Consider the following 13,102-nt stretch of genomic DNA (forward strand, 5'->3'; position numbering starts at 1 on the left):
ATCATGTCCGCATGAATAGTTATGCTTACCACAGTCATTAGACCCCACCCCTTAATCCCCTCCCCGCAAGCGGGGAGGGGAGACAAAGCATAGCTTTGGCGGGGTGGGGTTCTTCGGGTTTAAGAAGCAATCAAGTGGACATAATATGACTATTAATAAAGAGTTTTTGGTACATACCTCGTCCCTTCTGGGCGAAAAAAACTAATAATTAAGACTAATTCAAACCACGTCCCTTATAGACGTGGTTTCTTTTGGACTAATGACTAATGACCAATGACCAATGACCAATGACCAATGACTAATGACGACCATTCATCACTTCTAGTAGTTCGCTAGGCCGCTGAATTAAATAATCTGGATTTTGCTTGGCTAATACTTCCGGTGAATTAAAGCCCCAAGTTACTGCAATCACTTGGATATTTGCTTTCTTTGATGCTTCAATATCTCTGGTTTCATCTCCGACATAAATAACTTCTTGAGGTTGGAGTTGATTTTGCCTTAATACATTATTGATTATGGTTGTTTTACCAAAAATCGTAATTCCTGAGTAGATAAAATCAAATAAGTGATTTAAATCATTGATTGTCAAGAATTGCGTCACATTTTCTTTAGAATTAGAAGTGATAATTCCCAGTTTATATCCTTCATTTTGGAGTTCGATTAATGCTTCTTTAATTCCCGGAATAGGCTTTAATTCTGGGATTTTGTTTTTTAATTCTCCTTTCACTTTTTTAACTAAAAAAGGTATCTTAAATAGAGAAACTCCTGAGTACTTAATAATTTCCCTAGATGTTAAGTTTTTAAGGAAGGATAATTGCTCTGGGCTTATGTGCCTATAACCAAAGTCTACAGCTAGACGATTGGCAATACTTACAAGAGCATCTACTGTATCAGCAATAGTGCCATCAAAATCAAAAATAATTACTTTCGGGGTCATTATTTCGCCTGGATGCGTCAAGATTAGCTAGGGCGTTGCGTCGTAACATTTCTGGCTTAATCCGCCGCAAGGCAGATGCTGGAAATCGTTTATCCCACTCCTGATCTGAGATTTGGGCTAATTCTAGCAGTTTGGGAGCAATATTCGCAGGATTTGGCTGAAACTCTGCAATATCAGTTGTTTGGGAAAAACGTTGATTCCAAGGACAAACATCTTGGCAAATATCACAACCAGCAACCCAGCCTTGTAAATGAGGTGTCACTGCCTCTGGTAATTCCTCTGCCCGATTTTCAATCGTATGATAAGCAATGCAGCGATTAGCATCCACAACAAAAGGCTGAGTAATTGCACCCGTAGGACAAGCCTGAAGACAACGAGTACAGCTACCGCAGTGTTTTGTATGCGGGCGATCGCTCTCTAATTCTAAATTGGTCAACACTTCTCCCAAAAATACCCAAGAGCCATATTCTCGTGTAATCACATTACCATTTTTGGCAATCCAACCAATTCCGGCAAGTTGAGCCAACACTTTATCTTGCACTGGGCCAGTGTCTGCATAATAACGAGCTAATACACCTTTTTCAAGTGATTCTACCCATCTGGCTAGCTGCTTAAGTTTTTTATGCATCACCTTGTGATAATCCCTTCCCCAGCCATAACGAGAAATTTTGGCGTATTCCTCGCCTTCTGGACGTTGATGTGGTGTGTAGTAATTTAGCGCCACACACACTAGCGATCGCGCCTCTGGCATAACTAAGCGAATATCCTGGCGTTTTGGGTTAGCCATCCATTCCATATCGGCGTGATAACCCAGTTCAATCCATGCTTGTAACCTCTGCGCTTCTGTGGTGTCTACCCTATCTACAGCAGCAATTCCAACTTTGTGAAAGCCCAACTCGCTGGCTTTCTCTTTCACTACATTGCTGCTTGTTACGGAATACTGATTCATTTTTTTATCTAGATTGTGCCTAAATAAAGGCGATTTAATTCTACATTACGTAGTCAATACCTTTGATTAACATTTGTTGCTTATTCTAAGTAGGTCGGCATAAATAATTATCGTTGGGATAAAGCAGGGGGTAGGGGGCAGTTCTTGGTGGGGGAAAAAGGGTTTGAGCCTTGTTTACTTTTCTTCACACAGTTTGCTTTTATTGTGCCGACTTACTTATATAATTTTTTTTATAGCAGTTATCGTTTGGATTCAAAATATGGTAGGGGCACAGCATTGCTCATTGGTGTCTACTTTTGCCTTGGCTCAGGGAATTCGCGGCACTCTCGCTCTCGTCCACCTCCGTGGACTAATACAAAATCTTTGATTGCTTAACCCACGGAGGCAGGTTTTGTCTCGTGTAGACAAGCCAGTGCGTTGGGCGGCGAGCCACTCTTGTTGCAACTGGCGTGCGGTTTATAACCGCCCTTTTAACGTTAAGTTGACACGCATGAGCAAAGCTTAGCCCCTACGAGTGGTCTGTATTCCCATGCAATTGAGAACCGCTATATTGCAACATCTCAACCATCGTGAGGAAGATTTATACAAATGTGGCAATATCTCAACAGCAGGTTTCTTTTTAGCTATTTTTGTATTGAAATTAATATTTAGGTAGCATAATACAGATAATTCTCTGATTAAAGTAAAAAAGGATACATTGCCATAAATTTATTATTTATGGAGATTGTTAATTTTGAATTTTTAATTTTTAATTTTGAATTCGGAGCGAAGCAACGTGACCTCTGCTGAACAATTGAAAGAAGAATTCCAGATTGAGGGAATTACAGAAACAAGTGTACTGCGTTATTTTGAAACCTTAAATGCAGGAGAATTTGAGGCAACTGCTGCCTTATTTGCCGTAGATGGTGTGATGCGTCCACCATTTAAATCTGATATTGTGGGAACACATGCGATCGCAGCCTACTTAAAACAAGAATGCCAAAACATTAAAGCTTATCCCAACACCGGAATAGCTGAGACTTTAGAAAATGCTACGATTCAAGTCCAAGTAACAGGCAAAGCACAAACTTCGTGGTGTAGTGTAAATGTCTTGTGGTTATTTATCCTCAATCAACAACGACAAATTTCATATACTAAAATCAAACTTTTAGCTTCTCCCCAAGAGTTACTTTCTTTACGTCGTGAAAACTAGCAAATAAGTATAAAAGCTTAGGCAATGTTTGATCGTACCCCAAACAAAATCTAATCACAGGAAATTCACATAACACATTACTTGAAAAGTAATAAATTTTGTCTATTTCACTAATTCGGGTAAAGTAGCTTCTAACTTTAGACAGTTGGCACCATCAATCTGCAACTGGTAGTCTACTTTATCCATGAGACGATTCATAATTAGCCAACCATAACCACCTTCTTGTTTTTCCATAGGGTTTGGAGCATAGTAGTCAGACATATCAAAGCCTTCGCCGTAGTCCCAAACTTCGAGGGCAAGATCCCGGTCTTTCACTTCCAAACGCAGTAAAATCGGTAAATTTGGTTTGTCCTTATGGGCATGACGGACTGCATTTGAGTAGGCTTCTACTAAAGCCAGCCTCAAACGGCTTGATTGCCGTGACCAGTCCACAGATTCTCCTAACTGGATTTTCAAACATCCCAGTAGCCAGGTTTCGACAATATTAAGAAAACTCAAGTCACTTGGTACGTGAAGCTCACTTTTCATTACTTACAAAATCTCCAGTGAAAGTATAGTTTGATCATCTTCTTGAACGTGGTTGTCTGCCTGGATGCGAGCTAGTAAATGGTTAAGAGAAAGGGGTTGTTGCTCTTGTTGCAAGAGTTGCCAAAGACCATCTTGATTCAGCATAGAACGGTTAACTGGGTCAACGCCAGACTCGGTTTTTACTGTTGAGTCAAAATTATTTGATACCATTGCTTCTGTAATTCCATCGCTGGTCAGTAACAATGTGTCTCCGGCAGCGAGAACCAAACGACCAGACTGTGCCTGCCACTTAGGCAAGATCCCTAAAGGAACGCTGCGAACTTTCAGGTAATTGGGATTGTTGGCTAAAGCACCTTGGCGTGACCATAACAGTGGATAAATATGACCAGCATTAGTGTAGACAAGTTCCTTAGTGGTAGGGGTATAACAGGCTAACACAAGAGTGATGAAATAATTGTTGCTGATCAAATCTTCACTGAGAGCGTGGTTGAGGTTCTGCATGACCACATTTGGCTCGGCTGGTGCTTCTTGAGATAATTCCCGGCGCAAAACTGAAATAATACTAGCCATAAATAAAGCAGCTGGGACGCCCTTGCCAGAGACATCACCCACTGCCAACCACAAGTCGCCTTTGGGATGGACAAAAACTTCAAAAAAATCGCCTCCTACTTCCCGCGCTGGGTAACAGCAGGCTTGCACTTTTACACCTTTGATATCAGGTAAAGTTTGACGTAGCAAGTTGTATTGAATTTGGCGGGCTACCTCTAACTCATTGTGAATCTGCTGCTGCTTTTCTTGGAGGCGCTGGTAGAGTTTTGCTTGAGAGAGGGCTAAGGCTGCTTGTTCAGCAACACCTGCAATCAGTTGGATGTCTTCGTCTTGCCAAGGGCGATCGCGTCCCCATTGATGGAGAACCAGCACAGCCAATAAATGCTGCTGATAGCTAAGTGGCACTACCAGGTGGTGAGAAGGATTACCCTCATATACATCTTGAGCAAGTTGATAATGACGGGTTTCCAGCACTTTTTCAATTAAAACACTGGGGTCGAATAAGCAATCTGATACATCTGATTTCGGATCGCGGTATGAGAACTGGTCTTGTGTAAGGCGATCGCCCTCTACTGGTCTGAGCAAGCAATTGCTAGCTTCAAATGTTTGTCCAATAGTTGCTACAATTTTTTGCAGCATACTGTCGTAGTCTAGAGACTCCCGAATTGCCGTTGTTACAGCATTAAACAAAGATTCTCGCTGTAGGGCCCGACCCAACTCTTGGGTGCGCTTCTTAACTAGACGATATGTATCAGTGGCTTGCTCAACTAAGGCTCTGAGCCGTTCAGGATTCCAGGGTTTGGTAATGTACTTGAATACCTGACCGGAGTTAATCGCGTCCACCAAATCTTCGACATCAGTAAAACCAGTTAACAAAATCCGAATGGTGTCTGGAAAGCGCTCTACGGTGCGACTAAAAAATTCAGTGCCATTCATTTCTGGCATTCTTTGGTCAGAAATAATCACCGCCATTTCACCAAACTGATCCAAGATTTCCAGAGCGCCAAAGGCATGATTGGCTTTATATACTTGAAAATCTCGCCTAAAAGTGCGGTAGAGTAAATCTAAGTTATCTGGCTCATCATCTACCACCATGAGCTTAAGTTTGTCCACCCCAATATCCGCCATATTTGACTTTAGTTTTCACATATTTGAATGGCGAGATAATATAATTTTTATCCCACCTGAGAATCAACAAAAAATTAATAACTAATCATTTTCAACAGCTATCAATTATCAGTTATCAGTGTTTCAAACCTTGATAACTGTTCACTCAATTTAACCTTATCCTACTAGCCCAGAACGCAAGGCGCGGACTGCTGCTTGGGTACGGTCATCGGCACATAGCTTATTCAAAATATTGCGAACGTGAGTTTTAACAGTCCCAACAGTGATGTAAAGCCTTTCGGCAATTACTGCATTACTACAACCTTCGACAATCAACTGTAGCACTTCCAATTCCCTTTCTGTCAGGGTGTAAGGTTGAATTCCTTCCAGATTCTCGACATAATCAGGGTTAGAGGCAATGGTCTTGGTATCTACAAAAGCTGATTCTAACTTTTGGGGATTTTGTTGCGCTTGTTGTAATACAATCCGAGCGATCGCGGGATCAATCCAAGCGTTGCCGTTGTAAGTTACTCTTATTGCTTCCAGCAAATTATCGAATTTGATATCTTTCATACAGTAAGAGTCTGCACCAGCCGCAAAAGCTGCCAAAACAGCTTCTTTGTTATCCCGCAGCGTCAAAATTAACACTTTTGTTAATAGCTGTTGCCCATTAGCAGTAGATTTTACCTCCCGTGTCAGTTCAATGCCATCCTTATCTGGTAAACCAATATCTATAATGGCAATATCTGGTTGTACCATTTTTAACATCTTTAGCCCCTCGGCAGCATTAGCAGCTTCACCTACAACTTCAATGTCATCCTTTTGTAGTAGTGCTGTCCGAATACCTACACGAGTTAGGTCATGATCTTCAATCAGAGCGATACGAATTTTACTCATAGCCAACTTCAGCCCGTTACACTACCTTAACCAGAAAGTCGAGTTTCGTGACATATTCCCACACTAACTGTAAGCAGTATAGTGGGGGCTTCTGTTCCCGGAACTAGAGTTGCGAGTTGAGCGTTTTATACTCAGTGAATATTACACTTCAACAATAAAATTTGGACTGGTTCAGCCCAAGTACAAGCGCCCAAGACTAATTAGTTCAGGACTTACGCATTAAAAACCTGAAACCTCGATCCCCCCTAACTAACCCCCCTTAAAAAAAGGGAGGGATCTTAAAAACCCCCTTTTTAATGGGTTGGGGATCTCCTGTGCGTAAGTCCTATAGTTCACTTATGCTTTCTATTGTTGCAGGGCAATGGGAATCTCTCCTGCCTAAGTTCTAATTACATAAGATACTTGAATCAGTTGTAAAAGATTGCATTACAGCAGGATAAAGGAAAGCGTCGGTGGTTTTCATCCCTGGTCTAAAGTACGGAATACGACACTACGTGCCTGTTCCTCCAAGGTTTTCAGCCTACCATACTTATAAAAAATTTGATAAACTTAACATTCAAGTAAATCTGGTGTGAGGTTAATCCAGAATAGGCTATGTCTAAAGGCAATGAAGTATTTTCAGTGTTGGGAATACCAGTTCATGTGATGGCTAACTATCCAGGCTGGTTGTTAGAATGCCTGCGTACAGGCAAAGGAATTCATGTAGTAACGCTCAATGCAGAAATGACTATGCAGGCAGAGCAGAATAAAATCCTAGCTCAGGTCATTAAAAATGCTGAACTAGTTATTCCAGATGGAGCAGGGGTTGTTCTGTATTTGCGATGGCTGTTATGGCAAAAAGTGCAGCGTTTTCCGGGGATTGAACTAGCAGAAAAACTTTTGCAAGAAATCGGGCAACAGAAGACAGGGGCAAAGGTATTTTTCTACGGAGGAGCGCCTGGAGTGGCCTCAACTGCGGCAGATTTTTGGCAGCAGCAAATTCCAGATTTGAGTATAGTAGGCACTCACTCAGGCTACCATTCCCCAGAAGAAGAAGCACAATTGCGAGAAACCCTCGTTCAATTGCAGCCACAAGTGATTTTTGTCGGTTTGGGAGTGCCACGTCAAGAGTTATGGATTGCCGAAAACCGCCATTTGTGTCCTCAAGCAATTTGGATTGGTATTGGTGGTAGTTTTGATATTTGGTCGGGAACTAAAACTCGCGCTCCCGCCTGGTTAGGAAATAATAATTTGGAATGGTTGTATCGTCTTTATCAAGAACCTTGGCGTTGGCGGCGGATGTTGGCTTTGCCAGCGTTTGCTGTGAAAGCGTTTGTTTATCGTTTGACAGCAAGGGGTGCAATTAGTTGAGAGTGGGGAGTGGGGAGTTATGGGTGCTATTACTTAGTTAGTATTGAAGTCTTCAAAAAATTTAAATTTTCTTTGTTAAATTTTCAATTCCCAGTCCAAACCTGGGAATCCTTATTTTTGAGGGGAATGTCAAATCTAAACCCGTAAGCTATTTGGTTGTGGGGATAAGGAAAATTTAACAATGCCAGTATTAACAACTCAAGTTAAGAAAGACAAATCCCTTCATAGAGAGGACAATAAAACTCAACAGCACGGTAGCAATACTACTGTCAAGGTGCAATTGCAATCTGTAACCAAGACTTATACTAATGGCTGTCACGCCTTGTTGAATGCGAACCTTGAGGTAAAAAAGGGAGAATTTTTGTTTATCACAGGGCCAAGTGGTTCTGGTAAATCAACGCTCTTGAAACTGCTGTATGGCCAGGAGTTAGCGACGCAGGGAGAAGTAATTGTTGATGGATGTAATGTAGCAGGTTTACGGGGCGATCGCTTGTCATTATTGCGGCGACGGATTGGGATTGTGTTTCAAGACTACAAACTGATTACTCAACGAACAGTAGCAGAAAATGTAACTTTTGTGCTGCAAGCTCAAGGGTATACCCGTAAAGAAATTCAACGACGTTTAGAACCAACCTTGAAGCTGGTGGGTTTGCTGAGTAAAGCTGACTGCTTTCCAGATCAACTGTCTGGAGGAGAGCAACAACGGGTGAGTATTGCTCGTGCGATCGTTGGTACACCACCCCTGCTGTTGGCGGATGAGCCAACTGGAAATCTCGATCCAGATAATTCCTGGCAAGTGATCCAGATTCTCCAGAAGTTAAATTCCTTTGGAGCTACAGTAATTGTTAGTACCCACGATGAACAATTGGTACGGCGATGCAATCATCCGGTAGTGCAAGTTCGCAATGGACAGTTGTCTCGAAAATAGTCATTTGTCATTAGTCCTTGGTCATTAGTCATTTGCAAAGGACAGAGGACAAAGGACTAAAAAACGTGGTGTTTGATTTTAGCTGATACGGGTGTGAAAGTTGCTGCTGTTTTGGGGGGTAGAACTTGTAAGCGATCGCAGGCTTGTAAACTCTTAAAAGCTGCCTCTCTGATGGCAACTTCCTCCTCTCGACTGAGTAGGAGTTGCAAGCATTCCACAACATCTTGCTGCACTGAAGAATCAACTCGCTTACGGCTGATGACTTTAGTTAGTTGACGTAGGGCAATCATCCGCTTTAATGGATCTTTTTCTGTTAAATTTACCAACAACTGATCGAGGTGGTCTTCTTCTCGATTTCCATAGAAGTTGACAATTTGCCAGACCAATAAAATTAAAGTTAATAGTGTTCCCACGCCTTGCACAATAGCACCAGCAGCAATCCAGGAACTGTGAGAGTCAACCCAAATTGCAGCGGCCATGTAAGTAGTGACAGTAGCAAGACCACCACTTATGACTGCTAAAGCTAACCGACGATTTGAACTGTTTAAGAACTTACGTATCTTAGACCAGTGTAATTGCCAGTCCCACTCCTGCATTGAGTAAACCAATACCATTATCCCAACGCCGATTAAAAGAGCCAATAGCAGCATCCAGTTCCACAACAACATGGCGACGACGATTGTCAAGAACCCAAGAAAGCCTCCAGGCCCAGAGAAGCGCTTAAATGTTTGCTGCTTTGTTGCTCCCTTTGTCTTGAACAATGGATGCGACCAGTTCCAGTTGGGAATCTGGTTGATCAATTGCTGCCAAGAAGACGAAGCCTGTGCCACAGTGTTTACCTACTTGATTACGAAATTAACTATTGTATAAGTTTTACTACGGTTGAAGAAAGGGTGAAGACCCAAACCAGAAGATGCCCGGTTTTTAAGGACAGCATAGTAGACTAGTACAGCACGGCGGAAATCAAGATACCATTTTAAATGCCTCAGAGCAAGGGCATAAAGGGTTTTTAAAGACAAAAACGAAAGTTATCAAGGGTAAATTGGCCATCAAAAGCACAGAAGGTAACGCTGTAGATGTTATTCGCAGTTATAGATAATAAGGTATTGGGGGAAATTGCTGAGTCTGAATTGGCAAGATTGGCGCTTGGTAGTGCAGTTTGAGCGATGAGTTGCCGATCGCGATCGTAGGCGGAAAGCACTAGCCGTTGCGAACTAGTGACAAAGGCGCTAACCGAATTAACCGGATGCAAGAAAGTAGCTTCTAAAAATCCGCTTTTGGGCGCTCCCATTAAAACTGTTAGCCCTGAATAGGCTGGAAATGCTGGATTTGATGGCTGTATTGCTATAGAATTGTGAAAAATTACTCCCCAGCGTTCATATTGGCGCTCTACTGGTTCAAAACACTTTAAGTCTTCTAAGTCTAAACAAATACAAGTAGGTACAGTCACTCTGCCAGCGTCAATAGCTGACTCGACCTGATCCCCCCAAGCTGAAGCTTTAATTTCATTTTGTATATTAAAGTCAAGCGCAAATTTAGCGTCTTCAATCGTTGGTAGTTTATTTAATTGAAGAGTAGCCTGCTTTACCATGACATCCCGCCTTACCATTACCTAGATAATAAATAGATTTAGTAATACATCAAAAGCTATGTTTCTACATGTCTAACTAGAATTAATAGCTTTTTAAAATGAGAATTTTGAATCTTATTGACGCTCAGAATTATTTATGAGTTTCTTGATAGACTAGCATAAAAACTTATGTTATATTCACGTTTTAGTGATGCTTGCTACCATGAAAAACCCTTATAAAACAGTAATTTCAACGCTCATTTACTTTTTATTATGAAAAAAAATCACCAAATCTTTACAAGTAATCCAGTAATTTTATATCTACTTAATCTGATGGTAGGAAGAAGTCCTAAAGTGATTGGTTCGCTGATAATAACAATGAGTAAGGAGTTTGAACTAAATAGGTAAGTATTCTGGGGTGACCAAAAAAGATGCGGTCAAAAGAGGCAGGGGAGCAGGGAGCTATTAGCTGGGGGGAGAGGCTGAGACGGAGCTTGTACTCCGTGCATAGCCAAGCGTCCTTTATGATGGGGCTTCATACCCATGTTCCGATCAAGCTTCACGCTCAAGGGATAGGCTTGCTCCCCCAGCAAGAACTGCCCCCTTCCCCTCTGCCTCTTCGGTGACCCGGATAAATTATCAAATGCTCTCTACGTATCTACGTATCTTTATGGACAATTTGTTACTCGTGCTACTTAATAACTACAGTCAACAAAAAGTACTTATGTTTCAACCACCAGGATTTGAACAACGGTCTATAAATACCTCACTAGGTAGAATGGTATATTATACAGCCGCTAAGTCACCTTGGCAGGACAATTTTACAACAAAAGATGATCGGGAAACTTTAGTGTTTCTGCACGGCTTTGGTGGTGGATCTTCTGCTTATGAGTGGTCGAAAGTATATCCGGCTTTTGCCGCCGAATATCGGGTCATTGCGCCAGATTTAATCGGTTGGGGTAGGTCTGAGCATCCGGCACGGAGTTATAAGATTGAAGATTATTTAACTACGATTCGGGAGTTTTTCGAGCAGACTTGTACCGGGCCAGTAACAGCGATCGCTTCTTCTTTGACCGCAGCCTTTACAATTCGAGTAGCATCAGATCATCCTGATTTATTCAAGTCTTTAATTCTCACTACCCCAGCCGGACTTTCCGACTTTGGCGAAGACTACTCCCGTAGTTTTTTTGCCCAGTTAATCAGCGTTCCCCTTGTTGACCGTTTACTTTACAGCACTGGAGTAGGCACCAGTGGGGGTATTCGCAGCTTCTTAGAGCAACGGCAATTTGCTCAGTCTAATCGAGTGTACCAAGAAATTGTAGATGCTTATTTACAATCTGCCCAACAGCCTAATGCTGAGTATGCAGCACTCTCCTTTGTCCGTGGCGATTTATGCTTTGATTTATCCCTTTACATTCAACAACTAACCACTCCCACCGCCATTATTTGGGGACAAAGGTCAGAATTTACAGGCCCCTCAATTGGTCGCCGCCTTGCCGAAATTAATCCCCAAGCGATCCGATTTTTTCAACAGTTGGAAGATGTGGGGTTAACACCGCAGTTGGAGTTGCCAGCAGTGACAATTGGGTTAATTCGCCAATTTTTGCCTTTGCTTAATTAGTGCTTTGTTCAGTAGTACATCGGTAGGGGTGCATAGATGGCTGTGCGCCCCTACGAGTATCTTTATTAATTATTTATGACGATTGGTTTCATTATAGTATTCAAAATAACTATACTACTCAACCTGACTTGATAAATTGCTAATTACACAAACAAAATAAGGCCTAGCAAATTTATACTAGCAGGTAAATTATCTGATGACTATTCCAGAGCCAATTAAAAAATTTATCACATGGATACAAGGTTTTAACCATCGTCTTTTACGAAATGAAAATGATGTAAAAGAAAAGTTTGTTTTCCCAATGTTGCACTATCTCTGTTATCCAGAAAAATGTCATCGTGAATACCCTTTAAAAACATCTAAATCAGAAAAATACGGCAAAAAGCCAGAAAATAGTCATATTTATTATATTCAAGATGATATTCAGCAACAAAATACAGGTAATTTACTTGTTTTTATTGAAGTAATAGAACCCAAAAAAACTAAATTAAATGATGCCATCGAGAAAGCTAATTTTTACATTAATCATTTTAATACACTATTTTTTATTGTCACTAACGGATATGATATTAAGGTTTTTGAATGTCTATATTGCTATAAAAATGAATTGGTATTTGATATAAATATAGATAAACTTAAAAATAATGATGTTGCTTCAAAATTTTATAATAAACTAAACTTTGATTGTGTGAAAAATATCGATAAAAATACAACAAATATTTTAACCAATACTAAATATAACTTAATAAAAAAATTAATCAAACACCATCCAGATTTGCAGGATGTTTTAGAAAAATGTGATTTTGAGCCTTGCACTACGAGAGAAGGCTACCGCTTGATTATTGTGAGAAAAAAAGTAGCGATCGCATGTAATTTACCCAAAGCTTTTGGAGAGGGTAATTGTGAAATAGAGTTCAGCAGTCTCATTTTAAAAGGTTTAAAAATTTACTTAAATCATCAAGATATTCTAGGTCAATTAATGACTGGATTGCACACACAGCCAGATTCGGGATGTCGTCGGTTTTTTAAACAGTTAAATAAAAATACTTTTGAGATATATTTAGGTCAAACAACTCTAATTTTATCAGAGTTAGAAGCAGCAGACTTGTGTTTTTGTATTGATGGAGTTTGCCAAGAATATAAAAATTTAATATGAGACAAGCTCGGCTACCATCTGCAAGTTATAATCTTTGGTCTTTATCAGATTCACGAGTCGGTCAAGAATTCTGGTTTTGTGATATGAAGCGAGGCTTTAACAAGGTTCGTCAGAAAGAGCCTCAAGTTAAAGCTCTGTTGGAAGACAATAAACATCAGAGAATTGGGAAATTAGCACAAGGCGGGGTTTATGAATTTTATCAAGACCCCCAACTTTTGTCACAGTCTGAAGGTGTAGAAAAAGTTGCAGATATTTTAAAACTCAATCAAGAGCCAGACGAAGTTTAAGTTAAATTTGGTAAAGGTAAAAAGCTGTATG

The 13,102-nt window shown here is 40.7% G+C and carries 13 protein-coding genes; 6 read left to right on the plus strand and 7 right to left on the minus strand.

The genetic code is table 11. The features are described 5' to 3' along the window. Positions 1–298 precede the first annotated feature (298 nt). Both LC653_RS08815 and queG read right to left on the minus strand, forming a co-directional pair. On the minus strand, positions 299–937 hold the full coding sequence (locus LC653_RS08815; protein ID WP_229494128.1) for an HAD-IA family hydrolase: 639 nt from the start codon (positions 935–937) through the stop codon (positions 299–301). After that, positions 912–1,886, minus strand: coding sequence for a tRNA epoxyqueuosine(34) reductase QueG (queG, locus tag LC653_RS08820; RefSeq protein ID WP_229494129.1), 975 nt, complete (start codon positions 1,884–1,886; stop codon positions 912–914). The genes LC653_RS08815 and queG overlap by 26 nt, the downstream gene beginning before the upstream one ends. Before the next feature lie 775 nt (positions 1,887–2,661). Here queG and LC653_RS08825 point away from each other — a divergent pair. After that, entirely contained in the window at positions 2,662–3,078 is a 417-nt protein-coding gene (locus LC653_RS08825) for a ketosteroid isomerase family protein (protein WP_229494130.1), read from the plus strand. A gap of 102 nt (positions 3,079–3,180) precedes the next feature. Here LC653_RS08825 and LC653_RS08830 read toward each other — a convergent pair whose 3' ends face one another. The 3 genes from LC653_RS08830 to LC653_RS08840 all read right to left on the minus strand — a co-directional run bounded on the left by LC653_RS08830 (position 3,181) and on the right by LC653_RS08840 (position 6,159). After that, positions 3,181–3,606, minus strand: coding sequence for an ATP-binding protein (locus tag LC653_RS08830; protein ID WP_229494131.1), 426 nt, complete (start codon positions 3,604–3,606; stop codon positions 3,181–3,183). A gap of 3 nt (positions 3,607–3,609) precedes the next feature. After that, entirely contained in the window at positions 3,610–5,283 is a 1,674-nt protein-coding gene (locus LC653_RS08835) for a SpoIIE family protein phosphatase (RefSeq protein ID WP_229494132.1), read from the minus strand. Between the two features lie 156 nt (positions 5,284–5,439). Next, positions 5,440–6,159, minus strand: a complete 720-nt coding sequence (locus LC653_RS08840; protein WP_229494133.1) for a response regulator transcription factor — start codon at positions 6,157–6,159, stop codon at positions 5,440–5,442. Between the two features lie 594 nt (positions 6,160–6,753). Here LC653_RS08840 and LC653_RS08845 point away from each other — a divergent pair. Both LC653_RS08845 and ftsE read left to right on the plus strand, forming a co-directional pair. Beyond that, the gene (locus tag LC653_RS08845) at positions 6,754–7,509 is read left to right on the plus strand and encodes a WecB/TagA/CpsF family glycosyltransferase (RefSeq protein WP_229494134.1); all 756 of its coding nucleotides are present in this window, start codon (positions 6,754–6,756) and stop codon (positions 7,507–7,509) included. 181 nt (positions 7,510–7,690) lie between these two features. Continuing rightward, positions 7,691–8,437, plus strand: a complete 747-nt coding sequence (gene ftsE, locus LC653_RS08850; RefSeq protein ID WP_229494135.1) for a cell division ATP-binding protein FtsE — start codon at positions 7,691–7,693, stop codon at positions 8,435–8,437. 56 nt (positions 8,438–8,493) lie between these two features. Here the strand turns inward: ftsE and LC653_RS08855 are convergent, their stop codons facing one another. Continuing rightward, positions 8,494–9,267: an armadillo-type fold-containing protein gene (locus LC653_RS08855; RefSeq protein WP_229494136.1), complete on the minus strand. Its 774-nt coding sequence runs from the start codon at positions 9,265–9,267 to the stop codon at positions 8,494–8,496. A gap of 179 nt (positions 9,268–9,446) precedes the next feature. Beyond that, complete coding sequence (locus tag LC653_RS08860; RefSeq protein ID WP_229494137.1) at positions 9,447–10,028, minus strand: hypothetical protein; 582 nt, start codon at positions 10,026–10,028, stop codon at positions 9,447–9,449. A gap of 703 nt (positions 10,029–10,731) precedes the next feature. On the opposite strand from LC653_RS08860, the gene LC653_RS08865 reads away from it, so the two are divergent. The 3 genes from LC653_RS08865 to LC653_RS08875 all read left to right on the plus strand — a co-directional run bounded on the left by LC653_RS08865 (position 10,732) and on the right by LC653_RS08875 (position 13,071). Continuing rightward, a complete protein-coding gene (locus LC653_RS08865) occupies positions 10,732–11,628 on the plus strand; it encodes an alpha/beta fold hydrolase (protein WP_229494138.1) in 897 nt (298 codons plus the stop codon). Positions 11,629–11,824: 196 nt separating this feature from the next. After that, positions 11,825–12,784: a type I restriction enzyme HsdR N-terminal domain-containing protein gene (locus tag LC653_RS08870; protein WP_229494139.1), complete on the plus strand. Its 960-nt coding sequence runs from the start codon at positions 11,825–11,827 to the stop codon at positions 12,782–12,784. Then, positions 12,781–13,071, plus strand: a complete 291-nt coding sequence (locus tag LC653_RS08875; protein ID WP_308189055.1) for a hypothetical protein — start codon at positions 12,781–12,783, stop codon at positions 13,069–13,071. The genes LC653_RS08870 and LC653_RS08875 overlap by 4 nt, the downstream gene beginning before the upstream one ends. The last annotated feature ends 31 nt before the right edge of the window (positions 13,072–13,102 follow it).

It is taken from the genome of Nostoc mirabile CHAB5784 (assembly GCF_020829645.1).
In the GTDB taxonomy this organism is placed as follows: Bacteria; Cyanobacteriota; Cyanobacteriia; order Cyanobacteriales; family Nostocaceae; genus Nostoc; species Nostoc mirabile.

Coding starts and splice junctions, on each gene's coding strand:
- LC653_RS08845 (WP_229494134.1), top strand. CDS start 6,754: ATGTCTAAAGGCAATGAAGTATTTTCAGTGTTGGGAATACCAGTTCAT.
- LC653_RS08865 (WP_229494138.1), top strand. CDS start 10,732: ATGTTTCAACCACCAGGATTTGAACAACGGTCTATAAATACCTCACTA.
- LC653_RS08875 (WP_308189055.1), top strand. CDS start 12,781: ATGAGACAAGCTCGGCTACCATCTGCAAGTTATAATCTTTGGTCTTTA.
- LC653_RS08830 (WP_229494131.1), bottom strand. CDS start 3,606: ATGAAAAGTGAGCTTCACGTACCAAGTGACTTGAGTTTTCTTAATATT.
- queG (WP_229494129.1), bottom strand. CDS start 1,886: ATGAATCAGTATTCCGTAACAAGCAGCAATGTAGTGAAAGAGAAAGCC.
- ftsE (WP_229494135.1), top strand. CDS start 7,691: ATGCCAGTATTAACAACTCAAGTTAAGAAAGACAAATCCCTTCATAGA.
- LC653_RS08840 (WP_229494133.1), bottom strand. CDS start 6,159: ATGAGTAAAATTCGTATCGCTCTGATTGAAGATCATGACCTAACTCGT.
- LC653_RS08835 (WP_229494132.1), bottom strand. CDS start 5,283: ATGGCGGATATTGGGGTGGACAAACTTAAGCTCATGGTGGTAGATGAT.
- LC653_RS08860 (WP_229494137.1), bottom strand. CDS start 10,028: ATGGTAAAGCAGGCTACTCTTCAATTAAATAAACTACCAACGATTGAA.
- LC653_RS08870 (WP_229494139.1), top strand. CDS start 11,825: ATGACTATTCCAGAGCCAATTAAAAAATTTATCACATGGATACAAGGT.
- LC653_RS08815 (WP_229494128.1), bottom strand. CDS start 937: ATGACCCCGAAAGTAATTATTTTTGATTTTGATGGCACTATTGCTGAT.